Origin of the sequence: Dehalococcoides mccartyi (genome assembly GCF_001889305.1) — a bacterium.
Lineage (GTDB): Bacteria > Chloroflexota > Dehalococcoidia > Dehalococcoidales > Dehalococcoidaceae > Dehalococcoides > Dehalococcoides mccartyi_A.
Genome location: NZ_CP013074.1, coordinates 699,489 through 725,952, shown reverse-complemented (window position 1 = coordinate 725,952; position 26,464 = coordinate 699,489). Strand labels below are relative to the sequence as shown.

Annotated in this window: 28 protein-coding genes, 2 tRNA genes and 1 riboswitch; of the genes, 16 read left to right on the top strand and 14 right to left on the bottom strand. The window is 47.5% G+C overall.

Going from position 1 to position 26,464, the window contains the following annotated elements; translation table 11 throughout:
* Window positions 1-3: 3 nt before the first annotated feature.
* The 8 genes from ASJ33_RS03880 to rsmG all read right to left on the bottom strand — a co-directional run bounded on the left by ASJ33_RS03880 (window position 4) and on the right by rsmG (window position 6,861).
* Window positions 4-657 carry a haloacid dehalogenase gene (locus ASJ33_RS03880; protein WP_041330845.1) on the bottom strand — a complete coding sequence of 218 codons (654 nt, stop codon included), beginning with the start codon at window positions 655-657 and terminating at the stop codon, window positions 4-6.
* A complete protein-coding gene (locus tag ASJ33_RS03875) occupies window positions 650-1,708 on the bottom strand; it encodes a thiamine phosphate synthase (protein ID WP_023652225.1) in 1,059 nt (352 codons plus the stop codon). Before ASJ33_RS03875 ends, ASJ33_RS03880 begins: the two co-directional genes overlap by 8 nt.
* A gap of 35 nt (window positions 1,709-1,743) precedes the next feature.
* The gene (locus ASJ33_RS03870) at window positions 1,744-2,109 is read right to left on the bottom strand and encodes a YraN family protein (RefSeq protein ID WP_023652224.1); all 366 of its coding nucleotides are present in this window, start codon (window positions 2,107-2,109) and stop codon (window positions 1,744-1,746) included.
* Complete coding sequence (locus ASJ33_RS03865) at window positions 2,099-2,734, bottom strand: ribonuclease HII (protein WP_041331719.1); 636 nt, start codon at window positions 2,732-2,734, stop codon at window positions 2,099-2,101. Before ASJ33_RS03865 ends, ASJ33_RS03870 begins: the two co-directional genes overlap by 11 nt.
* A gap of 1 nt (window position 2,735) precedes the next feature.
* Window positions 2,736-3,809, bottom strand: coding sequence for a tRNA 2-thiouridine(34) synthase MnmA (mnmA, locus tag ASJ33_RS03860; protein WP_023652222.1), 1,074 nt, complete (start codon window positions 3,807-3,809; stop codon window positions 2,736-2,738).
* Window positions 3,806-4,429: a dTMP kinase gene (gene tmk / locus ASJ33_RS03855; protein WP_041330843.1), complete on the bottom strand. Its 624-nt coding sequence runs from the start codon at window positions 4,427-4,429 to the stop codon at window positions 3,806-3,808. Before tmk ends, mnmA begins: the two co-directional genes overlap by 4 nt.
* Before the next feature lie 3 nt (window positions 4,430-4,432).
* A complete protein-coding gene (locus ASJ33_RS03850; RefSeq protein ID WP_041331718.1) occupies window positions 4,433-5,962 on the bottom strand; it encodes a R3H domain-containing nucleic acid-binding protein in 1,530 nt (509 codons plus the stop codon).
* Between the two features lie 191 nt (window positions 5,963-6,153).
* Window positions 6,154-6,861: a 16S rRNA (guanine(527)-N(7))-methyltransferase RsmG gene (gene rsmG / locus ASJ33_RS03845; RefSeq protein WP_041330841.1), complete on the bottom strand. Its 708-nt coding sequence runs from the start codon at window positions 6,859-6,861 to the stop codon at window positions 6,154-6,156.
* Between the two features lie 80 nt (window positions 6,862-6,941).
* A riboswitch (TPP riboswitch) is annotated at window positions 6,942-7,037 on the top strand.
* Window positions 7,038-7,088: 51 nt separating this feature from the next.
* On the opposite strand from rsmG, the gene thiC reads away from it, so the two are divergent.
* The 3 genes from thiC to ASJ33_RS03830 are packed head-to-tail and all read left to right on the top strand — an operon-like array spanning window position 7,089 to window position 10,268.
* The gene (gene thiC, locus ASJ33_RS03840) at window positions 7,089-8,384 is read left to right on the top strand and encodes a phosphomethylpyrimidine synthase ThiC (protein WP_041330840.1); all 1,296 of its coding nucleotides are present in this window, start codon (window positions 7,089-7,091) and stop codon (window positions 8,382-8,384) included.
* A 35-nt stretch (window positions 8,385-8,419) separates the two neighbouring features.
* Window positions 8,420-9,535 carry a site-2 protease family protein gene (locus tag ASJ33_RS03835; protein WP_041330838.1) on the top strand — a complete coding sequence of 372 codons (1,116 nt, stop codon included), beginning with the start codon at window positions 8,420-8,422 and terminating at the stop codon, window positions 9,533-9,535.
* Entirely contained in the window at window positions 9,528-10,268 is a 741-nt protein-coding gene (locus ASJ33_RS03830) for a CPBP family intramembrane glutamic endopeptidase (protein ID WP_041330836.1), read from the top strand. The genes ASJ33_RS03835 and ASJ33_RS03830 overlap by 8 nt, the downstream gene beginning before the upstream one ends.
* On the opposite strand, the gene ASJ33_RS03825 is transcribed toward ASJ33_RS03830, so the two are convergent.
* Entirely contained in the window at window positions 10,257-10,493 is a 237-nt protein-coding gene (locus ASJ33_RS03825) for a hypothetical protein (protein ID WP_010936505.1), read from the bottom strand. The genes ASJ33_RS03830 and ASJ33_RS03825 overlap by 12 nt on opposite strands.
* 130 nt (window positions 10,494-10,623) lie before the next feature.
* Between ASJ33_RS03825 and ASJ33_RS03820 the strand changes: the two genes are divergently transcribed.
* From ASJ33_RS03820 to ASJ33_RS03805, 4 genes are all read left to right on the top strand, one after another.
* Window positions 10,624-11,745, top strand: coding sequence for an NAD(P)/FAD-dependent oxidoreductase (locus ASJ33_RS03820; protein ID WP_236886634.1), 1,122 nt, complete (start codon window positions 10,624-10,626; stop codon window positions 11,743-11,745).
* A gap of 47 nt (window positions 11,746-11,792) precedes the next feature.
* Entirely contained in the window at window positions 11,793-12,590 is a 798-nt protein-coding gene (gene greA / locus ASJ33_RS03815) for a transcription elongation factor GreA (RefSeq protein WP_041330835.1), read from the top strand.
* Window positions 12,591-12,619: 29 nt separating this feature from the next.
* Entirely contained in the window at window positions 12,620-13,762 is a 1,143-nt protein-coding gene (locus ASJ33_RS03810; RefSeq protein ID WP_041330833.1) for a site-2 protease family protein, read from the top strand.
* Window positions 13,763-13,835: 73 nt separating this feature from the next.
* Complete coding sequence (locus tag ASJ33_RS03805) at window positions 13,836-14,165, top strand: DUF4870 domain-containing protein (protein ID WP_023652212.1); 330 nt, start codon at window positions 13,836-13,838, stop codon at window positions 14,163-14,165.
* 66 nt (window positions 14,166-14,231) lie between these two features.
* Here ASJ33_RS03805 and ASJ33_RS03800 read toward each other — a convergent pair whose 3' ends face one another.
* Window positions 14,232-14,462: a hypothetical protein gene (locus ASJ33_RS03800; RefSeq protein ID WP_012881970.1), complete on the bottom strand. Its 231-nt coding sequence runs from the start codon at window positions 14,460-14,462 to the stop codon at window positions 14,232-14,234.
* 173 nt (window positions 14,463-14,635) lie between these two features.
* Here ASJ33_RS03800 and ASJ33_RS03795 point away from each other — a divergent pair, with 173 nt between their 5' ends.
* Entirely contained in the window at window positions 14,636-16,762 is a 2,127-nt protein-coding gene (locus ASJ33_RS03795) for a sodium-translocating pyrophosphatase (RefSeq protein WP_012881969.1), read from the top strand.
* A 70-nt stretch (window positions 16,763-16,832) separates the two neighbouring features.
* Here ASJ33_RS03795 and ASJ33_RS08475 read toward each other — a convergent pair whose 3' ends face one another.
* On the bottom strand, window positions 16,833-16,997 hold the full coding sequence (locus ASJ33_RS08475; RefSeq protein WP_012881968.1) for a hypothetical protein: 165 nt from the start codon (window positions 16,995-16,997) through the stop codon (window positions 16,833-16,835).
* Between the two features lie 212 nt (window positions 16,998-17,209).
* Here ASJ33_RS08475 and ASJ33_RS03790 point away from each other — a divergent pair, with 212 nt between their 5' ends.
* Genes ASJ33_RS03790 through heR form a run of 3 tightly spaced genes read left to right on the top strand, consistent with a single transcriptional unit; the run spans window position 17,210 to window position 19,135 of the window.
* A complete protein-coding gene (locus ASJ33_RS03790; RefSeq protein WP_023652211.1) occupies window positions 17,210-17,881 on the top strand; it encodes a dienelactone hydrolase family protein in 672 nt (223 codons plus the stop codon).
* The gene (locus tag ASJ33_RS03785) at window positions 17,878-18,279 is read left to right on the top strand and encodes a DUF2177 family protein (RefSeq protein WP_023652210.1); all 402 of its coding nucleotides are present in this window, start codon (window positions 17,878-17,880) and stop codon (window positions 18,277-18,279) included. The genes ASJ33_RS03790 and ASJ33_RS03785 overlap by 4 nt, the downstream gene beginning before the upstream one ends.
* A gap of 52 nt (window positions 18,280-18,331) precedes the next feature.
* Complete coding sequence (gene heR, locus ASJ33_RS03780) at window positions 18,332-19,135, top strand: heliorhodopsin HeR (RefSeq protein WP_041330830.1); 804 nt, start codon at window positions 18,332-18,334, stop codon at window positions 19,133-19,135.
* 82 nt (window positions 19,136-19,217) lie between these two features.
* Here heR and ASJ33_RS03775 read toward each other — a convergent pair.
* Window positions 19,218-19,294 (bottom strand) — tRNA-Pro (locus tag ASJ33_RS03775).
* A gap of 125 nt (window positions 19,295-19,419) precedes the next feature.
* Between ASJ33_RS03775 and def the strand changes: the two genes are divergently transcribed.
* Together def and ASJ33_RS03765 are read left to right on the top strand one after the other, a co-directional pair.
* Entirely contained in the window at window positions 19,420-19,923 is a 504-nt protein-coding gene (gene def / locus ASJ33_RS03770; protein WP_041330829.1) for a peptide deformylase, read from the top strand.
* Window positions 19,924-19,946: 23 nt separating this feature from the next.
* On the top strand, window positions 19,947-20,606 hold the full coding sequence (locus ASJ33_RS03765; protein ID WP_023652207.1) for an MtnX-like HAD-IB family phosphatase: 660 nt from the start codon (window positions 19,947-19,949) through the stop codon (window positions 20,604-20,606).
* Here the strand turns inward: ASJ33_RS03765 and ASJ33_RS03760 are convergent.
* Together ASJ33_RS03760 and ASJ33_RS03755 are read right to left on the bottom strand one after the other, a co-directional pair.
* A complete protein-coding gene (locus tag ASJ33_RS03760) occupies window positions 20,603-21,265 on the bottom strand; it encodes a YggS family pyridoxal phosphate-dependent enzyme (RefSeq protein WP_041330827.1) in 663 nt (220 codons plus the stop codon). The two genes, ASJ33_RS03765 and ASJ33_RS03760, sit on opposite strands and share 4 nt — an antisense overlap.
* Before the next feature lie 10 nt (window positions 21,266-21,275).
* Window positions 21,276-21,644 carry a zinc ribbon domain-containing protein gene (locus ASJ33_RS03755; RefSeq protein ID WP_012881961.1) on the bottom strand — a complete coding sequence of 123 codons (369 nt, stop codon included), beginning with the start codon at window positions 21,642-21,644 and terminating at the stop codon, window positions 21,276-21,278.
* 97 nt (window positions 21,645-21,741) lie between these two features.
* Between ASJ33_RS03755 and ASJ33_RS03750 the strand changes: the two genes are divergently transcribed.
* The 3 genes from ASJ33_RS03750 to ASJ33_RS03740 all read left to right on the top strand — a co-directional run bounded on the left by ASJ33_RS03750 (window position 21,742) and on the right by ASJ33_RS03740 (window position 26,399).
* Window positions 21,742-21,826, top strand: a tRNA-Leu gene (locus ASJ33_RS03750).
* A 494-nt stretch (window positions 21,827-22,320) separates the two neighbouring features.
* Window positions 22,321-23,727, top strand: coding sequence for a hypothetical protein (locus ASJ33_RS03745; RefSeq protein ID WP_012881960.1), 1,407 nt, complete (start codon window positions 22,321-22,323; stop codon window positions 23,725-23,727).
* Between the two features lie 140 nt (window positions 23,728-23,867).
* Window positions 23,868-26,399, top strand: coding sequence for a hypothetical protein (locus ASJ33_RS03740; RefSeq protein ID WP_023652203.1), 2,532 nt, complete (start codon window positions 23,868-23,870; stop codon window positions 26,397-26,399).
* Window positions 26,400-26,464: the final 65 nt, after the last annotated feature.

Sequence of the window (26,464 nt, the reverse complement as noted above, 5' to 3'; positions counted from 1 at the left end):
AAATTACTCCCCTTTCCGGGTCAATTTTGACTGGAAATCTTCCAGCTTTTGCTCAAGCCCCTTTTGCTGTATATATAACGTTAAATCACTTCGGGTGCGTTCCAGTACACCCCGAACCATATCTGTAGTCCGGCGAAGCCCGCCGGTAATGGCATCCGGGAAATCCATGGTAACCAATACTTCGTAGATATCATCCATAGCCTGAAGCAGCTCTTCGCCACGGGTATCTTCGCCCTTTCTCAGGCCATCCAGTATATAACGCCTCAGTTCACCTGCCGCTTCGCCAATACCATTTAAATAGGCGGCATTGTCCACTTCCAGTTCCTGTGGTGAGGGCATATCCTTGCCATCCACCAGAGCCAGTACGGTATTGGCTTCGGCGTATTCTTTTTGGGCATCAAGGAAAAACGCGGTGTTGGACAACTCCCCGCATGCGTCTATAGCCTGCCCGGCCTCCTTAATAAGAGCTTTGGCCAAAACCAGCATTTCCCTTGCCTGTGCCAGTTCCTGGCGGTGAACCGCCCTGATAGCCAGACTGCAGTAGCGGATAGCTTCCCGGCTGACAGGCAGGGATTTTTCACGGGCGGCATCACGGGTTTTAAAGTTTTCCCGTATGCTGTCAGATATCTGTTCCATTTTGAGACTGATGCTAGTCAATTTTTGCTGCCTCCATAAGGGTTATAAATTCTGAAGTAGCCTTTTTAATATCAGGCGCACCTAAGACCGCACTTATCAGGCAGAGACTGCCCGCACCTGCCTGCATGGCTTCATAAAAATTCGACTTGTTTATGCCGCCAATAGCCACCAGAGGTATTTTTACCACTTGGTGAATGGCCTGTAAACCTGAAAGGCCGCCGAAAAGGACATCTTGTTTAGTTTGGGTGGGGAAAACCGCCCCGGCCGCCACATAGTCAGCCCCTTCATTTTGAGCTGAAACAGCTTGTTCGGGCGTATCCGTAGAAATACCTATAATGCTATCCGGCGGCATAAAATGGCGGGCTTGCGAAAGCGGCATATCTATCTGCCCCAGATGAAGCCCATCCGCACCGCAGGCCAGGGCAATATCCATGCGGTCATTTACAATAAAAAGCGCACCGTATGCAAGGCAAATTTCCTTCAAGCTTACGGCCAGTGCCAGAAACTTTCGGGTAGAGGCCGTTTTAGCCCTAAGCTGGATAAGGCGGCAACCGCCCTCAAGCACTTCTCTGGTAACTGCGGGTATATCCCGCCCGGCCAGATAATCTGCATCTATAGCCACATACAACCCCTTTATCATATCCCGGCGGTTTTTATGCAAAAGCCTGGCCGCCAGGTCTTTTTCAAGGGTATAAAGTTCAAAACGCCCGCGGCTGTAGAGAGCGGCATCAAGACCCGTCTCAGGTAAACCGGCAAACTCTTCCAAAACCCGCAGGGATTGTTCTGCCCGCTTGGCATTGGCACTTACAAGCGAAAATAAGGTTTCAGGTTCGGACTGGTCAGCTGTTTCTAACTGAGCGCCGATATCAGTATCAGCCTGGCGGGAAAATAACAGACGGGAATTGGAAGCAATATCCTGCAAAGTAAGTGAGTGACGCAGGTTTTTGAAACGTGAATTAAGCTTTTCATCTTCAAGGTATAAACGGGCAATCTCTTCCAGTACCCGCAACCCTTCACTTAAGCGGTTCTGGTTAACATCAACTATCCGCCACAGTTTTTCAAGATTATCCACGGCAAGATTTTAACATAAACCCATATCTGTCGTCTTCATTCTTCGCCCAGTGCATTTTTAATCAGTTCCAGTTTAGGTTCAGGCTGGCTGAGGTCTACTGAAACGAAGTCTATCCGGCAGGGCAGGTGTTCCAGATGGTATTTTTGCATATAGCTTTCGGCACTGGCAATAAGATGGGCTTTTTTACGCAGGGTAACAGATTCAGCAGGCAAACCGTATTCCAAGCGGCGTTTGGTACGCACCTCAATAAATGCCAGACACTCACCATCCTGCCCCACTATATCAATTTCACCCTCAGGCAGGCGGCAGTTGGTCTGGATAATGCGATAGCCCAAAGTTATCAGGTACTCTGCTGCCAGTTCCTCACCCAGTTTACCTGTTGCTTTACGCTTATATGACATCAAACATACTCTTTAAAGGGGCAAAAGTGCGGCGGTGGATGGGGGAGATACCTTTTTGGGAAATGCACTCCATATGAAGCGCAGTACCGTAACCCTTGTGTTTGGCAAGGTGGTACCCGGGATAGGTAGCATCAAGCTCGCACATCAGCCGGTCACGGCTGACCTTGGCAATAATGGAAGCACAGGCAATACTGAAGCAAAGGGCATCGCCGTCCACAATGCCCTTTTGGGGCAGGGGAATATCCGGCAGTTTCAGGTAATCCACCAGCAAATAATCAGGCCGACAATCCAAATGTTCCACCGCCTGTTTCATGGCAAGTCTGGTAGCGGGGGCAATCCCCAGACAGTCAATCTGGGTGTTATCCACTACACCCACCCCGAAACTTATTGCCATGGAAACAATATGGCAGTAAAGGTATTCGCGTTTTTCGGGGGTAAGCACCTTGCTGTCACGCACCATAGCCACCCATTCGCCCTTTAGCCGGGGCGGCATGATGACCGCTCCGGCTACCACTGGTCCGGCCAGACATCCTCTGCCGGCTTCGTCTAAACCGGCAATTGATGAAAAACCCTGCTTCCAGAGCTGTTTTTCCTCAGCCCAACCGGGGCAGATAGCGGCAGGCATATCAGGCGGCATCCCCGCCGTGTTCAATAATACCCCCGCCAAGTACCGTATCACCCAGATAAATAACGGCTGCCTGACCAGGGGTAGCTGCCCAAACAGGGGTTGCCAGTTCGAGTAAATGAAAATCACCTGTTTGGGATATCTTTTTCACCTCAGCAGGTGCGGCTTTGTAGCGGACTTTGACTATCATACCAGGGGTATCTATGGAAATACTGCTTTCCCGCCAGATGAAGTTGCTCAGCAATATGCGGCTGGTGTAAAGCTGGTCATGGCTGGCAACCGTAATGGTATTGGCCTCCGGGTTCATATCAGATACAAAAAGCTTTTCATTTGAAGCCAAGCCCAGTCCCTGTCTCTGACCTATGGTATAAAGAGGTAGTCCCTGATGTTCGCCCAGTATTTTGCCGGTTTTATCCAGAATTTTGCCGGGGGTAAATCCCATACGGGTGGACAGAAAAGACTTGTAATCACCGTCAGGTATAAAGCACACGTCCTGGCTTTCCTTTTGGGAAACGGGCAGTTTCATCTTAGCCGCTAAACGGATAATATCCTTTTTGTACCTTTTGCCAAGTGGGAACATAAGACGGGACAGTGATTCGGGCGGCAGGGTGTATAAAAAATATGACTGGTCTTTTTTCTCATCGGCCCCTTTTAGAAGGTGAGTGCCGTTTCCATCTGAAAGGACACGGGCATAATGTCCGGTAGCTAAATAACCGGCATTGAAATCAGGTATTTTATCAAGCAAAGCGCCTATCTTTACATAATAATTACAACGAATACAGGGGTTCGGAGTACGCCCCTGCGAATACTGCTGGCAGAAATCTGCAATAACCCTTTGGGAAAAAATATCACTCAAATCAACCACATAATGGGGGATATTCAGAGCGGCCGCCACTTCACGCGCCCGGTTAATAAGTTTCAGGTTATAGCCGTTGCCGTAAGGTTCATTATTGGACTTGAGTTGCAGGCTGACCCCGGCTACATCGTATCCCTGTTCAAGCAGGAGCATGGCCGCAACCGAGGAATCCACCCCGCCGCTCATAGCTACCATTATCAGTCCAGGATTATCATTCATTGCGGCAGCTTCAAAAGAACGTTAACCCTTTGCCTGATACATCTGGCAAGCTCTGACTGGGGCAGTGAAGCATCCAGTTTCAGAAACCTGTTTGGTTCGGCAGCGGCAATAACCCCGAAACCGTCACGAACCCTTTGGTGGAAGCCGTTATTTTCACTTTCAAAGCGGTCAGGCGGCAACTTTCCTTTGCGAAGGAGAGCGGCTTTGTCATCCATATCCAGCCAGATGGTTAAATCAGGTACCAGACCACCGCTTGCCAGATTGTTTATACATTTTACCGTATCCAGCTCAAGCCCCCGCCCGTACCACTGGTATGCCAAGGTGGAATCTGTATAACGGTCACATATAACTATATTGCCGTCCTGCAAGGCCGGTTTAATCACATTGTCTATAAGGATAGACCGCGAGGCATTGAAAAGAAGCAATTCCGTAAGCGGGGAAATGTTTTCTTCTTTAGACCACTTCAGCAAACGGGTTATTTTATCACCTGAGCGGGTACCGCCGGGTTCGTGAGTAAGCACACACCCCAGCCCCAGTTTTTTCAGATACCTGTACAAGGCTTTGGACTGGGTGCTTTTGCCGCAGCCTTCGCCGCCCTCAAATGTTATAAACAAAGACATATTTTAACCCCTTGATATTCTTACCCGGCGGTGCGGCTCTTTGCCCAAACTATGGGAAGAAAGATGCTCTTTTTCAGCTATTATGTGCTGAAAGCGCCTTATATAAGCACCCTGCGGGCTAAGCTCTACCGGTATATGGGAACTCTTAACCTGGGCTATTGCTTCTTCGGCTTCATGTATAGCTAAATCTATTTCAGGCGGCTTATCCGCTGTAAAAGCCACATCCCTGCCGCTAAGGGTAGCCAGAAGCTGGTGGAACTGACCCGGCGTATGGCTCTTTAATACATATATAGGTATATTCATATTTTCGGCATCACGCACTCTTTGGGGTTTGCGGCGGTAATAATTCCGCGAAGTAACCATCAGCTGTGCCTGTTCCGGGCGTTCGGCCAGCTTGATATCCAGATGCATTTCCCGGGCAATTTCTTCCATACGGCTGCGGTTCACCCCGAAAAGATACATAACCGGCAGTTCCTTGCCCTTTGGCAAAGGCAAACTCTCGGCGGCCGCTTTAACTTTTTCTTCGCTGGGCTGCTGCTTGCTGATAACAACTTCGCCATTTTCATCAAGGTAGCGGATTTCAGACGAAGGGGACACACCCCGTAAAATAGAGTCTACCGCCGCACCCACATCCGGGTGGACAGCCACTTTATTGCGCTCCTGTATTTCCACAATCACCTGAAAAGTGGGCGGGGCGCGCCGTTCCAGTATAGTTTTCTGAGTGCCCCGTCTGCGGGCTTCTTCATCACCCAGAGTAACAGACTGTATACCGCCGATAAGGTCACTTAAGGTGGGATTAAGCATCAGGTTATCCAGCACATTGCCGTGAGCTGTACCTACCAGCTGGACACCCCGCTCAGCAATGGTGCGGGCGGCCAGGGCTTCCAGTTCCGTGCCTATTTCATCTATTACAATCACCTGCGGCATATGGTTTTCAACTGCCTCTATCATAACAGCGTGCTGCATATCAGGCGTGCGAACCTGCATGCGGCGGGCATGGCCAATTGCGGGGTGGGGGATATCCCCATCACCTGCAATTTCATTGGAAGTATCCACTATAACCACCCGTTTTTTAAGATCACCCGCCAACACTCTGGCTACTTCCCTTAGCATGGTGGTTTTGCCTACACCCGGCCGCCCCAGCATAAGCACGCTCTGTCCTGACTGGATAAGGTCCTGAATAATTTTGATAGTACCAAAAACCGCCCGTCCTACCCGAAGTGTTAGGCCTACTATTTTGCCTTTGCGGTTACGTATAGCGGAAATACGATGTAAAGTACGTTCAATACCTGCCCGGTTGTCATCACCGAAATCACCTATGCGGGAGGAAACATAATCTATATCTTTCTGGGTGACATCCCGATTAGACAGTATAATTTCACGGTCAGGAAAACGGGCCTCGGGGTTACGGCCCAAATCCATAACAATCTCTATCAGATTTTCTCTGTTGGCAGGGTTTGTAAGCGGCTGGCGTATATTGGGAGGCAATACCTCCAGCAAAGCATTAAGGTCATCAGTTAAAAGTTCAGGCATATCTGCCTCCGTAATCTTTTTACCAACCGTACGGTAGATAAGTATATTGGTATCTATCCGCTTTACACCCCTTTGGGGCATCATCTAGATAGATATTTTTTGAGAACCGGTTTTTCCCCAGTCTCCCTTTGAGAGTTTTTGCCATGAATTATCCGTTTACATTTTACTATTTATATTATACCCCAAACAAGCTAAATCAAGGGGGTTTTAGCCGGTATTCCCGCACGGCGGGGATACAAAGCCGGGGTGTTTGAAATTTTTTCCAGCACCACCAGTTTGCGGCCATCTTCAAGGCCCGGCAATGCAATCTTTATCACTTCAAACACCCGCCCGCCCATCTTTTTAACAGCGGTATTAGCCCTATCCATCTCTTCTTCAATGTCACCTTTTTTAGGGGCAATAACCCGCCCGCCTAGAGCACAAAACGGCAGAGTCAGCTCAGCCAAAGTTGCCATATCTGCCACTGCCCTTGATGTAACCAGAGTGTATTTCTGGCGATAGAGGGGGTTTTGAGCCGCATCTTCTGCCCTTTGGGATATTATTTCAACACCGGTTAAACCCAGTTTGGCAGTAATTTCACTTAAAAAACGGGCCTTTTTCTGAGTAGCTTCCAGTAAACCAAGCTGTATATCAGAAAAAAGTATCTTTAGTGGCAGACCGGGAAAACCGGCTCCGCTGCCCACATCCAAAATTTTTTCGTCACCCTTGATTCCGGCCAATACTAGTGAAACAGAATCTAAAAAGTGTTTTACCTGGACATCTTTATATTCTGTAATAGCCGTCAAATTAACCCGGCTATTATAGTCCACCAGTTCATGGTAGTACGTTTCAAACTGCTCAAACTGGACAAAACTCAAAGTGATGCCCAAAGATGACAACCCGCAAATAAATTCATTCATGCATAGTAATATATCATAAAGGCAAATTTCAGGCTCTATTTTTGCATTTAACAAATTAATCGTGTTATCATTTATTTACATAAACTCGCTAGGGGTGCTCAAGGCTGAGAGGCACATAGCCAACCCTAAAACCTGACCTCGATAATACGAGCGTAGGGAAGCGAACTTTGAGACCAGGGTCTAAAGTTAACGCTTTGCCTTGGTTAATTTATTTTCAGGGGAAAATCATGACCCAACTCAAGCAAGCCCGAAGAGGCATTATCACTCCCGAAATGGAAGCCGTAGCCAAGATTGAAGGACTACCGCCGGAGTTTATCTGCCAAGGCGTAGCTGACGGTAATATTGTAATACCTGCCAACAAACTCCATAACAATCTGAAGCTGTGCGGTATAGGCAAGGGACTTTCCACCAAGGTAAATGCCAATATCGGCACTTCCACAGACTTTGGTTCGGTGGCAAGTGAAATTGAAAAACTGAAAATGGCCGAAATGGCAGGTGCCGATACCATAATGGACCTCTCCACCGGCCCCAAGATAAATTCAGTCCGCCAGGCTATACTGAAAAATACCTGCCTTCCGCTGGGGACTGTGCCTGTCTATCAGGCAGCTGTGGAAGCTAAAGACCGTTACGGTGCTATGGTAAAGATGACATCTGACGATCTGTTTGGTGCAATAGAATCCCAGGCCAAAGAGGGGGTTGATTTTGTAACTGTACACTGCGGGGTTACCCGCCAGGTCATAGATACATTCAAAGGGCAAGGCAGGCTTACCGATATAGTTTCCCGCGGGGGTACTTTTACCGCCGGCTGGATGGTATTCCACCAGGCAGAAAACCCGCTTTATGAATATTTTGACCGCCTGCTGGATATCTGCCGCGAATATGATGTTACTTTGAGCCTGGGAGACGGGCTGCGCCCCGGCTGTATTGCAGATGCAACAGACCGCGCCCAGGTAGCTGAACTGCTGGTGCTGGGTGAACTGGTAAAAAGAGCCAGAGACGCCGAAGTGCAGGTAATGGTGGAGGGTCCCGGGCATGTGCCTTTGAACCAGATAGAGGCCAATATACACCTGCAGAAATCCGTCTGTGAAGACGCCCCCTTTTATGTGCTTGGCCCGCTGGTGACCGATATTGCCCCCGGCTATGACCATATTACCGGAGCTATCGGCGGGGCAATTGCAGCAGCTGCCGGTGCTGATTTCCTGTGTTACGTTACCCCAGCTGAGCACCTGTCTCTGCCGGATGTTACCGACGTAAGAGACGGTGTGATTGCCTCACGCATTGCCGCCCATGCCGCTGATATTGTAAAGGGGGTAAACGGGGCAGCAGAACGTGACCGGCAGATGGCCATTGCCCGTAAGAAATTAGACTGGGAAAGTCAGCTTAATCTTTCACTTGACCCGGAACATGCCAGGTTTACACGTGACCGCTTTAAAACCAAAGGTAAAGCCTGCAGCATGTGCGGGGACTTCTGCGCCATGGAACTGGCTGAAAAACATCTTGGCGTTTCCGTCTCGCGGTGCTAGCATAAGATATATTTTTTTAAAGATTGTCAGGTGATATGGAACAGGGCATAAATATAGGCAAGCTTTTCGGCATCCAGTTCCGCCTTCATTACGGCTGGTTTATCATATTCGGGCTGGTATCCGTTTTTCTGGCTACCCAGGTATTTCCTGACACCTTGGATAATGCCGACGATCTCAAGCTCTGGATTATGGGAATTACTACCAGCCTGCTGTTTTTTGCATCGGTAATCGTCCATGAACTTGCTCACAGCCTAATCGGCAGAGCTAACGGTATGAAAGTAAAAAGCATCACCCTTTTTATTTTCGGCGGGGCTGCTAATATGAGTGAAGAAGCAGAAACCGCCGGAAGCGAATTTAAAATGGCACTGGCCGGACCGGCCTCAAGTTTGGGACTGGCAGGAATATTTTATGTTCTGTATATAAACCTTAACGGACAAAGCCCTGAACTGGCCGTAATGAACTACTGGCTGGCTCAGATTAACCTGATACTGGCGGTATTTAACCTGATTCCCGGCTTCCCCCTGGATGGAGGGCGCATTCTCCGGGCAGCCTTCTGGCAGCAAACCAAAGACCTGACCAAATCCACCCGCATTTCAACCATAGCAGGCCAGATATTCGGTTATTTTTTTATAGCGGCCGGAATATTTATCGTGATACGCACCCAAGACTGGTTGTCCGGCGTCTGGCTGGGATTGCTAGGCTGGTATTTATCTGATACCGCCCGAACCAGTTTCCGCCAGTATACCCTGCAGCAGGTGTTAAAAAGAGTCACACCTATGGAAGTAATTGACTTTAATATACCCAAAGCTAAATCCACCCAGATTTTCGGAGATTATCTGACCCAAACACCAAACGGGGCATATATACTGGTTGAAGATGAAAACGGGCTGGCAGGTATAATAAACCGGCACAACCTGAAAAATGCGGACAATCTTAAATCCAAGCCCTTAGCTGAACTGTATACTCCTGTCAGCCAAATACCAGTCATACCGCCGGAGGAAAATGCTCTGGATATTGCCCGCCGCATGAATGAGGACAAGATAGAGATAGTCAGGTTGGAAGGTAAAAATATCCAATCCGGCTTTATAACTCTGGACAGCCTGATAGCCTATATGAATAAATTACCGGTAAAAGGCATTACGGATGCTTAGTGCCTTGGTTTACCTGCTGATAATCACCGCAGCTGAAATTGTCACTGTAGCCTGCCAACCGCTTTTCGGGCTTGGCATATATATATTACTTTTATTCAGCATCATCTTTCGGGTTGCCAAAACCAACCGCTTTCATCCTGACCGGCTTATTCTGTCACTTTCATTGGTAGCCTTGATACGCATAATCAGCCTGGCTATGCCCCTTTCTGATATTCCCCAGATATGGTGGTATCCCGTTATCTACCTGCCTTTGCTGATTGGAACTGTTATAGTAGCCAGAACACTTGAATACAATTTTAAAGATATAGGCCTCAACTGGGGGAAAATACCGATACAGATACTGATAGGCCTTACAGGAATAGGGCTGGGTTTTGCCGAATACGCTATTTTAAAACCTGAAGCCATCATAGAAACCTTAAGCTGGAGCAGCCTGGTATTGCCCGGTCTGATACTGCTAATCACAACCGGATTTGTTGAGGAACTTATATTCAGAGGAGTTTTACAGAAAGCAGCACTGGATTCATTCGAGGCAAGGGGAATAATCTACATCAGCCTAATATTTGCCATACTCCATATTGGGTTTCTTTCCATAACTGATATCGTTTTTGTCTTCGGAGTGGCACTCATATTCGGTTATCTGGTCAAAAAGACAGGCTCTATACTGGGAGTTACCCTGGCACACGGAATAACAAATACTATACTCTTTGCGGTAGCGCCGCTGTTACTGGGCTAGCGTTTCCATTATACGGGAAATCACAATAACACCCATCACCAGAAACAAGGGGAAAATACTGATTCCCAGGTAGCGGGCTACCCTTATGGAAAAAGCGGATTTTCTGGCCAGTGCCATCTCCCGGGCAATCAAAAAAGCTATCAGAGAGGCCAGCGAAACACCACCTATAACTGCCGCCGTACCTGTTGCAGTAGCAATAACCACACTGGTTACGGTTACTATCATATACCCCTCTGTCAAGCATAATTTTATACTTTTGTCCTTTATTATAACGTTATTTTAGATTTAGCACAATACTCTTTTGTGTTATTATTGCCAATTGTCTTTTTTACCTGAAAAACGGATAATATATTTTATGAATACGGATATATTGGTAATAGGGGCGGGGCCGGTAGGAATATACACCGCCAAGTGTCTGGCTCAGCGCGGCTACGAAGTAAGGCTGCTGGAAAAAAGGCCGGAGATGGTAAAACAAATTTGCTGTACGGGTTTAATCAGCACAGAGTGTGCCGCAAAATATGGCTTTGAGGCCGAACACGTACAAAATATATTTTCGGAAGCTACCGTATATTCACCTTACGGGCGAAAGTTACTGCTTAAGCGGAATACACCCCAGGCCATAATGCTGGATAGGGGCGGATTTCAGGCTGGTTTACTAAAACAGGCCGTAAACTGCGGGGTGCAGATAAATTTCGGCTGCCAGGTAAACGGCCTTGAAAACACAGGTAATGGTATCTGCATAACCACCAAAGGAGGGCAAACTTTCTTTGCCAAAGCCGCTGTTCTGGCCGCAGGATATAATACTGAACTCAGCTGGGCAGCCGGACTAGGAGAAATAAAGCACTTTGCCTTCGGCTTGCAGGGGGAAGTTGACACCTCCATACCAACCGCATTGTCACTCTTTACCGGTAAAGCTATATCTCAGGGATATTTCGGTTGGCTCAGTCCCATAAATGATCATGCAGCTAAAATGGGGTTGTTGACCCGTAAAAACCCAAATGAATGCTGGAGTATTTTACATAATACTATATACAAACAAGGGCTGATACCCGATAGAAATATAAAATATGCCTGCCGCCCGATTCCGGCAGGCAATCTTTCCGCCAGTTTCGGAGATAGAGTACTGGCGGTGGGTGATTTTGCCGGTCAGTTAAAACCAACCACTGGGGGAGGGATATACTTCGGTTTGCTGTGTGCTGATTTGGCGGTGGCTTGTCTGGATAAAAAAATAAAAACCAATAAACTTTCCAAAGCAGATATGGCCGAATATGAAAAAAGCTGGAAAGCTCTTATAGGATCAGAGCTATACATTGGCAAACTCCTCAGCAGGATATACGCGGGGCTTGATGACCGCCTGCTGGAACAAATTTTTAAAAAGTGTGCCGCAAATGGTATGATTGAGAAGATGGCTGCAAAGAGTCACCTGGGGTTTGACTGGCATGGCAAAGCATTTGCCCACCTCTTAAAAACCCGCTAGATCTTATCCGCAGCTAAAAAAGAAAATCGGAGTCAATCAGAATTTTTATGCAAAACAGCGGCATTAACCTTGACGAAGCATTAAATCAATATCTTAACGATAACAGCAATAAGAAAATTCACCAGAATTCGCTGGTCCATTTTACCCGCTGGTGCGGAAAGGACAAGCTTGTTTGCCGTATGACTGCCATTGAGGTATCCCGCTACCCGGAATGCATCTCTTCTTCTGACAAGGAAGTATCCGTCAAACTACAGTCTGTACGGGCTTTCCTGACATACCTGAATGAACAGGGTTGGGTGGATTACAATCTTTCTTCACATATCAAGATTAAAAAGCTGGCTTCACGAAAATCTGCTGCCCGCACCAGCCAAACTGCCGTTGAAAAGATACCTATGACCGCAAGCGGTTATAAAAAACTGGAAGATGAACTGAGCACCCTGAAAGGCAAACGGATTGAAGTTATTGAAGAAATGCGTTTGGCTGCCATGGATAAAGATATGCGTGAAAATGCCCCTTACCACGCCGCCAAGGAACAACGCGGCCAGATTGAAGGGCGCATAAAAGAAATAGAACACGAACTAAAATATGCCGAAGTCAGCGAATATACCGATAATAACACATCCAAAGTAAATATGGGCAATACCGTAAAACTCCGTGACCTGAAAAACGGGGACCAGTGCGTTTATACTTTGGTGAGCCCTAAAGAAATAGAACCCCTAAAGGGCAAAATATCTGCCTCATCACCCATTGGCAAGGCTCTTTTTAACCGGTGTAAGGGCGATAAAGTAGAAATAGAAGTACCCTCCGGTACTTTACAGTATATAATAGAAGATATAAGCTTTTAATAACTCCTTACAGCTGCTGGAGGGAGACCATGAAATCCTCTTTCAAGCTTGGGCGGATTCTAGGCATAGAAATAGGCATTCATGCTTCGTGGCTCATTATCTTCGCTCTGCTAAGCTGGTCTTTGGCTGTGGCTTATTATCCTGCAATAGATAACCAAATAAGCCTGTTTACCGGTTGGGCATTGGGGGTTCTAAGCTGCCTGCTCCTTTTCGGCTCGGTTTTAGCCCATGAACTGGGGCACTCTGTGATAGCCATAAGACAGGGCATACCGGTTAAAAGCATAGTTTTGTTTATTTTTGGCGGGGTTTCAAACCTGACCAAAGAACCGGATAATCCCGGAGCCGAATTCCGTATAGCTATCTCCGGTCCGGCAGTCAGCATTATACTGGCACTGGTATTCTGGCTATTTCAGTCTGTCTTCGCCGCTCTCAATATTACTCTGACAAGCGGAGTATTTTTATATCTAGCCCAGATAAACGCCATGCTGGCCATTTTCAATCTTACCCCCGGTTTCCCTCTGGACGGGGGGCGGATACTCAGAGCTATTATTTGGAATACCTTAAAGAATCTCAGAAAAGCCACTCTCATTTCAGCTAGAGTAGGGCTGGTCTTTGCTTACCTGCTAATCTTTGGAGGTATTACCGCCGCTTTCCTGGGCATAGGTATAAGCGGTCTCTGGCTGGCACTTATAGGCTGGTTTATGGCTACAACGGCTCAAGGATCATACCAGCAAACAGTTATTTCGGAAATACTCAGCGCAGTAAACGTAAGCAGAGTGATGCGGCGTGAATTTAAAACTATTGACCCGGATAAAACACTCTATCAGACACTTCACGAATATATATTGCCGCTTAACCAAAGGGCGCTCCCTGTATTTGAGAATGGGCAGCTTACAGGCCTTATAAGCCTGAGTGATATTAAAAAAATACCGACAGATAAACTTGGCCAGACATCAGTACGGCAGGTAATGACCCCTTTTGAAAAACTTAAGACGGTGAACCCTGAAGAACATCTTGGCAATGTGATAAATATACTGCAGTCCAAAGATATTAACCAGCTGCCGGTTTTATCAGATGGCAAACTGGTAGGCATTATTTCCCGTACCAGCCTGATAGAATACCTGCAAATGCGGCAGGAAATGGAAACCAAGCATCCGGATGTAAAACAATAAAAATATATTCGGATATATTGACGCCAAGTTTAAAATAATATAGCCTTAAACTAGATTATTAAAGGAGATACTAATGACCAGAACCTCTACCGGTTTGCAGGAAAATGTTGCCGGATTACTTTGTTACGTACTTGCCTGGATTTCCGCTATTATATTCCTGATTCTTGAGAAAGATAATAAATTTGTCCGCTTCCATGCCTATCAGTCACTGGTGGTTTTCGGTTCACTTCAGATAATCGGTTTGGTTTTTACCATAATACCTGTGCTGGGGGTATTTATCAGCTGGGTTATAAGTGTTCTTTCATTCATATTGTGGGTAGTTCTGATAGTAAAGGCGGCACAAGGGTTCAAATACAAATTGCCCATTGCAGGGGATATAGCCGAGCGCTGGGCAAATAAATAATTTAAATAAACCAACAAATAAAAAAGCCAGACTTAAGTCTGGCTTTTTTATTTGAGACAGGAAATATTAACCTAAGATGTATTTTACAAAACCCAGCACCAAAGATAATCCGCAAAGAGCAATCCCTGCCAAACTGAGACGGTGGCGGGGGGAACGCAGCATACCGCCGATACCCAATCCCAAACCGATAAGTGCAAAGAAGAAATTAAAAAAATTAATCGTGCCCAGCAAAGGAATCAAACCCACTCCCATACCGGCCAAACTGAAAAGGCCTATTACAAAACTGGTAATCCCCATAATTGTCTCCTAGGGGGTATTTATATCAGAATACAGTCAGCTTTGCAAAGCCCCATGTCCGTTTGATATATATCACTTATTCCAAAGGTACTTGCATGTTTGACGAAAATGCACTTATAACTTATACTTACGGCGTTTAAAAATAGAAGACTAAAAAAAGAAGGGAGAAGACTGTGGATCTATCCTGGTTGGTGTGGACAGCAGGGCTTATTGCCGTGCTATTTGCCCTCTACCTGATTCGCGATGTTATGCGTCGTGATTCCGGTACCCCGGCTATGCAGGATATTGCCGGCCGTATTCTTGAAGGCGCTGTAGCTTTCTTGAGGCGGCAGTATCGCACCATCGCTATTCTGGCCATCGTGGCTGCAGTAGCTGTGGGTGCAGTGGTTGGTTTGCTAGGTGGCGAACGCGGACTGGAAGCCTATGGCATAACCGGTTTTGGTATCGCCTGGCGGACTGCTCTTGCCTTCATGGCAGGTGCTCTATGCTCCGGTATCTCTGGCATTATCGGCATGTACATCTCGGTTAAATCAAACCTCAGATGTGCCGCTGCTGCCGCAAAAGGTGGCCTCTCTGAAGCTGTTACAGTAGCTATTAGAGGCGGTGCTGTTTCCGGTTTCCTCATTGTCGCTCTAAGTCTGCTTGGTGTCGCCGGCATCTATTACATGTACGGAGGCAATCCCGAAGTAACTCCCCATCTTATTATCGGTTTCGGTTTCGGTGCCAGTTTTGTGGCTCTGTTTGCCCAGCTGGGCGGCGGTATTTATACCAAAGCCGCTGACATGGGTGCTGACCTGGTGGGTAAAGTTGAAGCCGGTATCCCTGAAGATGATCCCCGCAATGCCGCTGTTATCGCTGACCTGGTGGGTGATAACGTAGGTGACTGCGCCGGCCGCGGTGCTGATTTATTTGAATCTACTGCTGCCGAAAATATAGGTGCTATGATACTGGGTATTACCCTTTATCTGGCTACTGGAAATGCTGCCTGGGTACTCTTCCCGCTGGTTGTCCGTGCCTTCGGCATATTGGCCTCAATCATAGGTATTATGTTCGTACGCGGTAAGGATAACGAAAGCCCCATGAATGCCCTTAACCGCGGCTACTTTACAGCTGTAGGTTTATCTATAATAGGTATCTTTATAGCTAATCAGACTATTGGCGGTGACCTGTGGCTGTTTGGTGCAGGCGTCATTGGTATTCTTACCAGTGTAGCCATGGTTTTCATAACTCAATACTACACTGAATTCCGTTATAACCCCGTTAAGGAAATTGCCAATGCCTCACGCACCGGTCCGGCTACCAATATAGTTTCCGGTACGGCTGTCGGTCTTGAAACCGCCATGCCTACCGCTATTACTATTGGTGCCGCCCTGCTGCTTTCTTACTGGATGGGCGGACAAACCGGTATCGCTGGCGGTGCTGTTTTCGGTACTGCTGCCGCTACCATGGGTATGCTTATGACCTGCCCCTTCATTCTTGCCATGGATACTTTCGGCCCCATTACCGATAATGCAAACGGCGTTATTGAAATGGCCGGAGTAGGCGGCAAAGTAAGAAAAATTACTGACCATCTGGATGCCGTTGGTAATACCACCAAGGCTTTGACCAAGGGGTATGCCCTGGCTTCTGCCGGTCTGGCTGCTTTCCTGCTCTTTGAGGCTTATCTGGAGCGGGTTGCCTTCCTTCGCGGTGAAACCGAAATGATGGCGGTAGACCTTTCACGAATTGAAGTATTCGTAGGCGGTTTGCTGGCTGTTGCCCTGGTATTCTTCTTCTCCGCCGTAGCTATCAAAGCTGTGGGTAAAACTGCTTCCAAGATTATTGAAGAAGTACGCCGCCAGTTTAAGGCCGACCCCGGTATTCTAGCCGGAACTTCACGCCCGGATTATGCTCGTGCAGTAGATATAACCGCTGCCGCCGGTCTGCGCGAAATGATTTTCCCCGGCCTGCTGCCCGTACTTTCCCCCATTATTCTGGGTATTTTCCTTAGAGTAACCGGATATGATTCCGCAATGGCCATCGCCGGATTCCTGATGGTAGGTACTATCGGCGGTATCATGATGGCCGCCTATCTGAATAACGCAGGCGGTGCCTGGGATAATGCCAAAAAATACATTGAAACAGGCGAAATGCTGGAAAAAGATGGCAGTCCTGTCATGAAACATACTGTTACTCATGCCGCAACTGTGGTGGGTGATACAGTAGGTGACCCCTTCAAGGACACTGCCGGTCCGTCAATCCACGTACTGATAAAGTTGCTTTCTACCATTACTCTGGTACTTGCTCCTCTTTTTATCTAGTAACGCAAGCAGATAAAATCAAAAGCCCCCGGCTTAAAGCCGGGGGCTTTATTATTAAGTGATATTGGAGTCAGGCCGAAGCACCTACTGCTTTAGATTCCATTTCTTTGGCTACACACTTGGTGCAGTCCTGATGTACATATCGCTCCCGATACTCATAGAGGTTATTTTCATCTTCTATCCGAATAACCCGTTCCTTTTTGCACTTGGGGCAGGCGTTTATTGTGACTTTCATTTCGGCCTCCTCCATATTTCTTAACTCAAATACAGCAGGGAAAAGAGTCTGTCCGTGTTAGAAGGTTACAATAATTGACCATCAAAAATAATGCGTATTAGTACTTATTTGCCCTATGGGAAAACACCTATTTTTAAATTTAGTTTAATAATTTTGCTTTATTTATAATGACTTTGGTAAAGTAATATCCTATACTATAGCCAGGAATTTTTATGCAGATATACGAAAAAACTATAAATGTTGTGATAGGCACTACCAAATTGCCCGGTGAGCTGGCTATACCGCCGGAACCCATAGGGCTAGTGATATTTGTACATGGCTCAGGCTCAAACCGCCAGAGTCCCCGCAACCGTCAGGTTGCCCACCAGCTAAATAGTTATGGATTAGCTACCTTTCTATTTGATTTGCTGACACCCCAAGAAGATATGGTAGATATTCTAATAGCCAATACCCGCTACAATTTCCGTTTTCTGGCAGACAGAGTTATTAAAGTAACTGAAATGCTGAAAACCAAAGAAGAAACCAAAAACCTGCCGTTAGGTTATTTCGGGGCAAGCACCGGGGCTGCCGCCGCGCTTTATGCTTCTTCGCTACTGCCCGGGCAGATAAAGGCGGTTGTATCTAGAGGAGGGCGGCCTGACCTTGCCAGAGAACTGCTGCCAATGGTGGAATCTCCAACTTTATTTATAGTCGGTGAAAATGACTCCCAAGTATTAAAGCTTAATACCCAAGCTCAAAAGCAAATGCGCGCCCTCAATCATCTTTGCATACTACCCGGAGCCGGCCACCTTTTTGAAGAGCCGGGGGCGCTGGAGAAAGTGGCTGAACTGGCAGGTGGCTGGTTTATAGAATACATGGAAAGAACGCCTAAGGAGGAAAGATGAGCGGTATACTGGTCTACCTTATAGTATTGGTGCTTATCTTTGTTCTGGATATCGTCTGGATTGGCTTGATTGCCAAAAAATTTTACGTTACCGAACTTTCTCCGATTGCCCGCTGGAGCGGAGGGAGTATGTCACCGGACTGGCCATCGGCAATACTGGTCTACCTGCTTATAAGTTTAGGTATAGTAGCTATGGCTTTGCCGCTAGCCGGAGATAATATTTTTGCCGCTCTGGCTTACGGTGGTCTTTTCGGATTTATCACTTACGGTATTCATGACCTGACCAATTATTCCACTTTAAATAGTTTCAGCCTGAAGATGGCTTTGGTAGATATGGGCTGGGGGGTTTTCCTGGGTGCTGCCGCCGGACTGACAGGCGGCATTCTGTACAGCCTGTAACTTTTTTTGAGAGTTTACCTGTTTTTACCTGTAAATGGTGACGGGAGGTAATATGGCTAACAAAAAAGTAAAACAGCCTGAGCTGAATCAGCCACAAGCGTTTAGGAAACTGCGGGTTTATAACCTTGTCATGGGCAGTTTCCATTTAGCCCAATCAATACTTATCTTATTCCTCAGCAACAGTTTCTCGCTTCCGGTTACCACCAACTTTATCGGCGGCGGCCCCGGCGGGATTACTTTTAAACCACCCGAAGTACTATTTGACCTGCCAGTAGGCCCTATGGTTGCCATCTTCCTATTGCTTTCAGCCACAGCCCATTTCTTGCTGTCTTTACCAGGTATATTTGAATGGTACAAAACTAATTTATCAAAAGGGATTAACTACGCCCGCTGGTACGAGTATGCTTTAAGTTCATCTATAATGATTGTCCTGATTGCTATGCTCAGCGGTATATATGATGTAGCAACTTTAATTGCTATTTTTGGGGCAAATGCTGCTATGAATCTGTTTGGCCTGATGATGGAGCTTCATAACCAGACCACATCCAAAACCAACTGGCTTTCATACACTTTCGGGTGTTTTGCCGGATTCATACCTTGGGTGGCTATAAGTATTTATTTCTTCGGGGCAATATCACAAGCCAGCGAAAATATACCCACATTTGTTTATTTCATCCTGCCTACTCTGTTCGTTTTCTTTTTCAGCTTTGCTCTAAACATGTGGCTGCAATACAAGAAATCAGGCAAGTGGCGGGATTATCTGTTTGGCGAGCGGGTTTACGTATTTCTAAGCCTTACAGCCAAGACAGCTCTGGCCTGGCAGGTATTTGGCGGAGCACTGGCGGGCGGTTCGTAACTCAGACTGTATAAACATACTAAACTTATTTATCCGATAAATAAAAAGCCCTCTTTGAAAGAGGGCTTTAGTTTAAAGAAAATGGTCGGGGTGAGAGGATTTGAACCTCCGACCACCTGAACCCCATTCAGGTGCGCTACCAGGCTGCGCTACACCCCGACTGTGCAAGATATGGTAGCATAGTGCTTGACTTTGAGCAAGTCTGAATTTTTGTCCGCCAAAGCTAAATATGCTATAGTTATAGTGTAATTTTATAAACTAATTCGCAAACGGAGAAAAATTCCATGGCAATACGCCGCATCTGTGAGCTGCCTGAGCCGGTTTTACGGAAGAAAGCCAAAAAAGTACCTTCCATTGACAGCTCAATTCAAATGCTCATTGATGATATGATTGAAACTATGAGTAGCGCTGATGGAGCGGGATTAGCTGCCCCTCAAGTGGGCGTATCTCTCAGGCTGGTAGTTTTCCGCGAACCGGATGCCAAAGAAGCAACCGTACTTATTAACCCGGAGATTGTGAAAAAAGAAGGGCAGAGACAGGTTACTGAAGGCTGCCTTTCCATTCCGGGGTATTTTGGTGAACTTACCAGAGCCGAAACTGTTACCGCTAAGGGGCTTGACCGCCATGGTAAGGCTTGCCGCATAAAAGGAACCGGTATTGTCGCCCAGTTGCTGGAACATGAAACCGAACATCTGGATGGCATACTTTACATAGACCACCTTGAAAGTGAAGAAAAGCTGCACGAGATAGGGGCGGATGATGAACTGCCCGAAGAAATCCGTGACTAGCCAGACGAACAGGATAAATATATATGCCCCTTACTCATAACCCTAAGCTGATGTTCCAGAGTGATTTTGACGGCACCCTTACTGAAGGAGACGTAAGCTTTTTAATACTGGAGAAATATGCTCAAGGTGACTGGTGTGCCATTTTGCGCGAATACCAACAGGGCAAAATAAGCGTAGGTGATTTCAATTACCGGGCTTTTGCACTAGTAAAAGAAGACCAAAAGACACTAGTTGATTTTATTCGGGAAAATGCTGTACCCAAAAAAGGCATCCATGAACTTATCAACTACTGCAAGCAGGAAAATATCCGTTTTTCAGTAGTAAGTAACGGACTGGATTTTTATATCCATACCATGCTGGAAGAACTGGGATTTAAGGATATCGAGATCAATGCCGCCCGTACACTTTTTACCAGTGAAGGGCTTGACGCCCGCTATTACGGGCCTGACGGCAAAATGGTGGATAACGGTTTTAAGGAAAGCTACACTAACCATTACCGGTCGCAAAACTATAAGGTGATTTATGCAGGAAATGGCCCTTCGGATTTTCCGCCTGCCAAACTTTGCGATTATGCCTTTGCCACAGATATGCTGCTTGACCGTTTCAAAAAGAGCAATTTACCCTGCTACCCATTTCAAGATCTGCACGATATTGTGGCCCGTCTGAAAACAATACCCCATTAGGGGCGAGGTCCAAAGATGCGGGTGCCCAGCCTAACCAGATTAGCACCTTCCTGAACAGCCACTTTGTAAGAGCCTGACATACCCATGGAGAGAAACTGAAGCTCAGTATTTGGTAAACCCATAGCGGCTATCTCATCAAACTTAATTTTGGTCAGGCGGAATATGGTACGCAGTTCCTCAGGGGCTTCCAGTGCCGGCCCCATAGTCATCAACCCCGTCAGTTTAAGGTTTGATAAGCAAGATATACGTTTGGCCAATTCCACAGTCTCTTCTGGCAATACCCCTGACTTTTGTTTTTCCCGCCCGCTGTTTATCTCAATAAAAACCGACAGGATTTTATCAATCTCAGCTGCCCGCCGATTTAATTCAGAGGCTATTTCAATATTATCCACTGTTTCCACAACTGAGAAACGGCGGACTATCTTTTTGCATTTATTCGACTGAACCTTCCCTATAAAGTGCCACTCAGCCTTGTCTCCGATAAGCGGGTAGGTTTCTTCAGCCTCGGTTAAATAGTTATGACCGATTATCTTTATACCGGCATCTATGGCAGCCAATATTTCAGACGGCTGGCGTTTCTTGACAGCCGCTTCAAGCACCACGTCAGGCGGCAATTCAGCCAAAATATCTTTTACGCTTCGGGTAATATTTTCGTACATACGTTCACCCTCAATCCAAACAATTTCCGCATTGAGGACAGAAATGCATACCTGCCTCCACCCCAGATTCGCAATTGGCACATTCGTAGCGGGGGTTTTCCATCTCCAGCTTCAGCATTAAGTTCTCCATCTGTTTTTTGCTCAACAGGCGGGCTTTCACTGTGGATTGGAGGCTTTTATCAATTTCAAACCGCTCATGGCAATGACCGCAATACATATATTGCCTGCGGGAAAAATCGAAGGTGGGGATAAAATAAACCGTAAGTTTTTTGCGCTGCTGTTCGACTGTCATTACCGAAGTAGTCTTGCAACCGGGGCAGGTAGTAACCATGTACCCCAAGATATCGAAGTAGGCTTTGTTTCCAAATAGCACAATCATACAGTGATGTTATAATGGAAATACCGGCTTGTCAAACTGATTATCTGTTATTAGCTTGAGAGGCTAAGCCCAAAATGTTAATATGTACTCTCAAAGCGGGGGAGTGCCGGAATTGGCAGACGGGCATGACTTAGGATCATGTGTCGAAAGGCGTCGGGGTTCGAGTCCCCGCTTCCCCACCACGAAACCCAAACCTGAAATGTTAATCCGGTATGCTTATAGTTTACCGATACAAACACGCCCTTATTATAATCCACGTATCTTGCCAGAAAAACCATCATTTAACCTGAGGCACTATATTACCAAACTCTTTTCTCACATTTACCCTCAAAACGCTGTTGCTTCAGGCACAGTATTATATATCTATATATCTTTACTTCTTTATCATTTTTTCTTAGTTTTATTGCTTTCATTTGTTTGGTGATGATATATTGACCCATTTGCTCTAAATCTACCGCAAATCTAACCCGTTTTTAACTTTACATAATATAATATATTCTTGGCCACTCATACTTTCGTATTGACTCTGATCTAAGCATAGATTAGACTACACATGAGTGATATATAAGTACTTGCTTGTTTAATAGTGCGTTTTAATTGTCAGAGCTATATATAGTTTTTGGCAACGGCTATTTGTGGCATTGGTACTACTAGCCGGCCAAGGAAAGAGGATGAAATGGAGAATAAAAGCCCTGCTCTGGGTCAGCATGTAGACCAACCCGGTCCCAAGATTATGACCAAGCCTCTGCCTATTATTCTGGACGAAATGGAGGCCAATATCCGCGCCGCAGCGGAAGCCGCCAGACGTGCAGAGGAAGCAGCAAAACAGGCAAGCGCATCTGCTAGCACTTCTATGCGTGCCGCTGAGGTAGCAGAAAAACGGGCTGAAGATGCCCGGCTTGCAGGTGAAAATGCCGCTGCAGTAGCCAAGAAAGCCGCCGCTGAAGCAGTTGCTAAAGCTGCCGAAGCTGCTGCAAAAGCCCAGGAAGCTATTTTGCGTTCAGTTGAGGCTGATAAGGCTGCCGTAAAAGCCGCCGAAACCTTCAAAAAAGCTGCCGATGAAGCCAGCGAGAAAGCCAGAGCCTCTGCTGCCGAAGCAGCTGCTCAGGCCAGTTTAGCCGCAGAGGAAGCTGCCAGACGCGCAGAGGAAGCTGCCAGACGTGCAGAGGAAACTGCCAGAGCCGCTATCTATGCCGCTGAAGAAGCAACGGCAAAAGCTGATGAAGTTGCCCGTTCTTCAAAAGAAGCAGCTATAGCTGCCCAGAGAGCTGCGGAACAAACTGCCATCAGGGCTGAGGAAATTGCCAAAGCAGCCAAAGAAGCTCTTGAGAGGCTTATTAAACAGGCTGAAAGAGCCAGCGCTGAAGTTGCAGCTGCTGTTGCTGCAGCCAAATCCGCCGGCAAAGAAGCCACTATCAAACTAACTACCGAAGCAGGTAAAGCCGCCGATGATGCAGGGCGTAAAGCCAAAGAAATGGCGGTCTCTGCTTTACATTTGTCCGAACAGCTGGCTCACAAAGCTGAAATGGCCGATGTAGCCGGAGATGAAGCCATAGAAGCTGCCACTAAAGTCAGCGGCAAATTAGCTGCTGCGGTTGATGAAGCTGGCCGAATGGCCAAAGAATCAGCTGCAAGTGGCTTTAAAATTGCCGAAAACATGGCTCAGCAAGCTGCATCTGCAGACAAAGCCGGCGATGATGCTATCCGGACTGCAATGTCCATCTTGCAAGAGTTAGCCACCAGAGCTGAAGCTACCGCCAAATCCGCCGCTGAGCGAGCTACCGGTGCTGAAGCTACCGCCAAGGCCGCTGCTGAACGAGCTACCGGTGCTGAAACTACCGCCAGGGCCGCTGCAGATAGAGCTGTGGCAGAGGTATCACGGGTAAGACAAACAGCCGAAGAGGTTGCCCAAAGCGCACGCAGAGCTGCCGAAGAGGCGCTTGCCAAAGCTGAGGAAGCTCTGGTAAAAGCAGTCATTAAACGTCTTACCAGCTGGGAATGGATTGTAATTCTGGTAGTGATTAACCTTAGTATAGTGTTTGCGGCAGTCCTTATTGCTACTGCCCTTGGCGCCTTGCTTTAATAAAATGTCTTGTTGATGGTCCGCAACGAATGTTATAATGACTTCGTGGTGGTCAAACCTGATACAAAAGCCTCTCAACCGTTGAAACCGGTTGGGAGGCTTTAGGTTTTTTGGCTAATAATGGTGAGAGGAATCTAAAAATGGAAGGAAAGAAAAACATTTCTTCAAATAATGAACCTGTTGCCCAACCCAAGATTTTAACTAAACCTTTACCTCAAATCCTGGATGAAATGGATGCCAATATACGCGCTGCTGCTGAAGCTGCCCGCAGGGCACAAGAAGCGGCTGTCACTGCAGGTAAAGCAGCTGAAAGTGCTACTCAAGCTGCCAATCTGGCTGAAAAAAGGGCTGAAGATGCCCGGTTAGCCGGTGAAAAAGCGGCCGAAACCGCAACCAGAGCTGCTGCCGAAGCTGCTGCTGCAGCCGAAAAAACTGCTAAATTAGCCACCAACGCCGCCAATGAAGCCCTGAAAGCTGCTGAATTAGCCTCGCGTAAGGCCGAAGATGCTGAAAAAGGGGCGGCTAAGGCTGCTGAAGATTTTAAAAAGGTAGCGGAAGAAGCCGCCAGAAGGGCAGAGGCCGCGAGCCAAGCTGCACGTGATGCAGCAGATAATGCCATGCTTGTAGCTGAGTCTGCCGCTCAAAGGGCGGAAGACGCCGGTGAGAATGCCCGCCAGGCAGCTGAAAAAGCTATCCGCGAAGCTCAAGATGCCACTATCGCAGCTATTCAAGCTTCCGAACTGGCTACCAGAGCTGCAGAAGATGCTGCTCACAGAGCCGAACAAGCCTCTGCTTTAGCCAGAAAAACCGCCGAAGAAGCTACCAATGCCTCACGAGAAGCAGTACTCAAAGCTGAAGAAGCTGCCCGTAAAGCCGAAGCCGCCAGCTTGGCTGCTACTAATGCAGCTGAAAATGCTATGAAATCTGCAAGCGAAGCTGCCAAAAGGGCAGAAGCCGCCAGTCTGGCAGCCAAAGAAGCTGCCGCCATGGCTACCGCAGCTGCTCAAGCCGCTGCCAAGAAAGCAGAGGAAGCCAGTGCTATAGCTAAATCTGCTGCCGAACAGGCTATAAAAGCCGCTAACGATGCTGCTCTTAGAGCAGAGGCGGCTGCCAAAGCCGCTGCTTTAAAAGCAGAAGAAGCCCTTTTGGCTTCCAAAAAAGCTGCCGCTGAGGCTATAGCCACAGCTAGCGAAGCCGCCATGTCTGCGGCGATGAAATCTGAGGCGGCTGTTGCCGCTGCCAAATCTTCAGCTGAAAAAGCTATTTTAGTAGCTGAAGATGCTGCCCGCAAAGCTGAAGCTGCTGCCGCCGAAGCATCTAGAAAAGCTGAAAACGCCAGTTTGCTTTCCACTCAAAAAGCTGAGGATGCCATAAAAGCTGCTGATTTAGCAGCCAAACGGGCAGAAGCGGCTGCTTTGGCTGCTACCCAAAAAGCCGAGGAAGCTGTCAAAACTGCCGGAGAAGCCGCCAAACTAGCTGCTGCCAACGCTACGAATGCCGCTAATGAAGCTGCCAAGAGAGCCGAAGCTGCTGCTGCCGCTGCCGCAAAGAAAGCTGAAGAAGCGATAGCGGCTGCCAAACTGGCAGCTGATGAGGCTGTAAAGGCTGCTACCAAAGCCGCCGAAGATGCTGCCAAGAAGGCTCAACTGGCTGCGGAGGAAGCCACCCGCAGGGCTGAACAAGCAGCCGCTGCTGCTGCCGCTGCTGCCGCTGCCGCCGCTTTGAGAGCCGAAGAGGCTGCTTACAAGGCTGAAGATACCGCCAAAGCCGCCAAACTGGCTGCGGAAGAGGCTACCAACCGGGCAGACGAAGTAGCACTAACTGCCAAGGAAACTGCTCTGGCCAATAAAAAGGCTGCCGAGGCAACTGCCATCCGTGCCAGCCAGATTGCTCTAACCGCCAAGACAGACCTTGATAAAACTATTCTGGCCGCAAATAAAGCTGGAAATAATGCTACTGAAGCTACAGCTGCTGCAAACACGGCAACTACTGCTGCTAATACCAGAAAAGATGCTGATAGTGCCCGCAAGGCAGATGAAGCCGGACGCAAAGCCAAAATGGCAGCTACAGCAGCTTTGCAACTGGCAGAGGAAACTGCCCGCAAATCATCTCTGGCTGAGATAGCCGGAGATGAAGCCCTTGAAGCCGCAACCAGAGTAAGCGGTGATATTGCTAAACGAGCTGAAGATGCCGGTTATGCCGCTAAGGAATCCGCCAAGTCAGGATTCAAGGTAGCGGAAGAAACCCGCAAGAAGGCTACACTGGCCGACGAGGCCGGAGATGCCGCAATTCATGCTTCAATGAGTATTATTCAGGAACTCATAAACAGAGCTGAACAGGTAGGTATTGATGCCAAGCGTTCAGCTGAAGACTTTGCCCGGATATCCCGCTCACAGGCAGAAGCCATGATGCGTGATGCCCAGATGAAGGCCGCCGCCGAGGTTGAAAAAGCCCGCCGTGCTGCCGAAGATGCCGGTGCCAAAGCAGAGAGTATTGCCAACGCGGCTAAACTAGCTGCCGAAGAAGCCATGAGTAAAGCTCAGGAAGCTCTGGTAAAAGCTGTCATTAAACGCCTTACCAGCTGGGAGTGGATTTCAATCCTGGTTATCATAAACTTAAGTATAGTTTTTGCAGCCGTACTCCTGGCTACCGCCTTCGGCGCGCTTATCTGATAATATTGCCTAATTTGGCTTAGCCCATGTATAATTAGTTACAAAAGCTAACCCAAGAGAGAAAA

Excerpts from the sequence above, each read along its gene's own strand:
- ASJ33_RS03870 (WP_023652224.1), bottom strand. The coding sequence starts at position 2,109 with ATGTCATATAAGCGTAAAGCAACAGGTAAACTGGGTGAGGAACTGGCA.
- ASJ33_RS03865 (WP_041331719.1), bottom strand. The coding sequence starts at position 2,734 with ATGCCTGCCGCTATCTGCCCCGGTTGGGCTGAGGAAAAACAGCTCTGG.
- mnmA (WP_023652222.1), bottom strand. The coding sequence starts at position 3,809 with ATGAATGATAATCCTGGACTGATAATGGTAGCTATGAGCGGCGGGGTG.
- tmk (WP_041330843.1), bottom strand. The coding sequence starts at position 4,429 with ATGTCTTTGTTTATAACATTTGAGGGCGGCGAAGGCTGCGGCAAAAGC.
- ASJ33_RS03850 (WP_041331718.1), bottom strand. The coding sequence starts at position 5,962 with ATGCCTGAACTTTTAACTGATGACCTTAATGCTTTGCTGGAGGTATTG.
- rsmG (WP_041330841.1), bottom strand. The coding sequence starts at position 6,861 with ATGAATGAATTTATTTGCGGGTTGTCATCTTTGGGCATCACTTTGAGT.
- thiC (WP_041330840.1), top strand. The coding sequence starts at position 7,089 with ATGACCCAACTCAAGCAAGCCCGAAGAGGCATTATCACTCCCGAAATG.
- ASJ33_RS03835 (WP_041330838.1), top strand. The coding sequence starts at position 8,420 with ATGGAACAGGGCATAAATATAGGCAAGCTTTTCGGCATCCAGTTCCGC.
- ASJ33_RS03830 (WP_041330836.1), top strand. The coding sequence starts at position 9,528 with ATGCTTAGTGCCTTGGTTTACCTGCTGATAATCACCGCAGCTGAAATT.
- ASJ33_RS03825 (WP_010936505.1), bottom strand. The coding sequence starts at position 10,493 with ATGATAGTAACCGTAACCAGTGTGGTTATTGCTACTGCAACAGGTACG.
- ASJ33_RS03820 (WP_236886634.1), top strand. The coding sequence starts at position 10,624 with ATGAATACGGATATATTGGTAATAGGGGCGGGGCCGGTAGGAATATAC.
- greA (WP_041330835.1), top strand. The coding sequence starts at position 11,793 with ATGCAAAACAGCGGCATTAACCTTGACGAAGCATTAAATCAATATCTT.
- ASJ33_RS03810 (WP_041330833.1), top strand. The coding sequence starts at position 12,620 with ATGAAATCCTCTTTCAAGCTTGGGCGGATTCTAGGCATAGAAATAGGC.
- ASJ33_RS03805 (WP_023652212.1), top strand. The coding sequence starts at position 13,836 with ATGACCAGAACCTCTACCGGTTTGCAGGAAAATGTTGCCGGATTACTT.
- ASJ33_RS03800 (WP_012881970.1), bottom strand. The coding sequence starts at position 14,462 with ATGGGGATTACCAGTTTTGTAATAGGCCTTTTCAGTTTGGCCGGTATG.
- ASJ33_RS08475 (WP_012881968.1), bottom strand. The coding sequence starts at position 16,997 with ATGAAAGTCACAATAAACGCCTGCCCCAAGTGCAAAAAGGAACGGGTT.
- ASJ33_RS03790 (WP_023652211.1), top strand. The coding sequence starts at position 17,210 with ATGCAGATATACGAAAAAACTATAAATGTTGTGATAGGCACTACCAAA.
- ASJ33_RS03785 (WP_023652210.1), top strand. The coding sequence starts at position 17,878 with ATGAGCGGTATACTGGTCTACCTTATAGTATTGGTGCTTATCTTTGTT.
- heR (WP_041330830.1), top strand. The coding sequence starts at position 18,332 with ATGGCTAACAAAAAAGTAAAACAGCCTGAGCTGAATCAGCCACAAGCG.
- def (WP_041330829.1), top strand. The coding sequence starts at position 19,420 with ATGGCAATACGCCGCATCTGTGAGCTGCCTGAGCCGGTTTTACGGAAG.
- ASJ33_RS03765 (WP_023652207.1), top strand. The coding sequence starts at position 19,947 with ATGCCCCTTACTCATAACCCTAAGCTGATGTTCCAGAGTGATTTTGAC.
- ASJ33_RS03760 (WP_041330827.1), bottom strand. The coding sequence starts at position 21,265 with ATGTACGAAAATATTACCCGAAGCGTAAAAGATATTTTGGCTGAATTG.
- ASJ33_RS03755 (WP_012881961.1), bottom strand. The coding sequence starts at position 21,644 with ATGATTGTGCTATTTGGAAACAAAGCCTACTTCGATATCTTGGGGTAC.
- ASJ33_RS03745 (WP_012881960.1), top strand. The coding sequence starts at position 22,321 with ATGGAGAATAAAAGCCCTGCTCTGGGTCAGCATGTAGACCAACCCGGT.
- ASJ33_RS03740 (WP_023652203.1), top strand. The coding sequence starts at position 23,868 with ATGGAAGGAAAGAAAAACATTTCTTCAAATAATGAACCTGTTGCCCAA.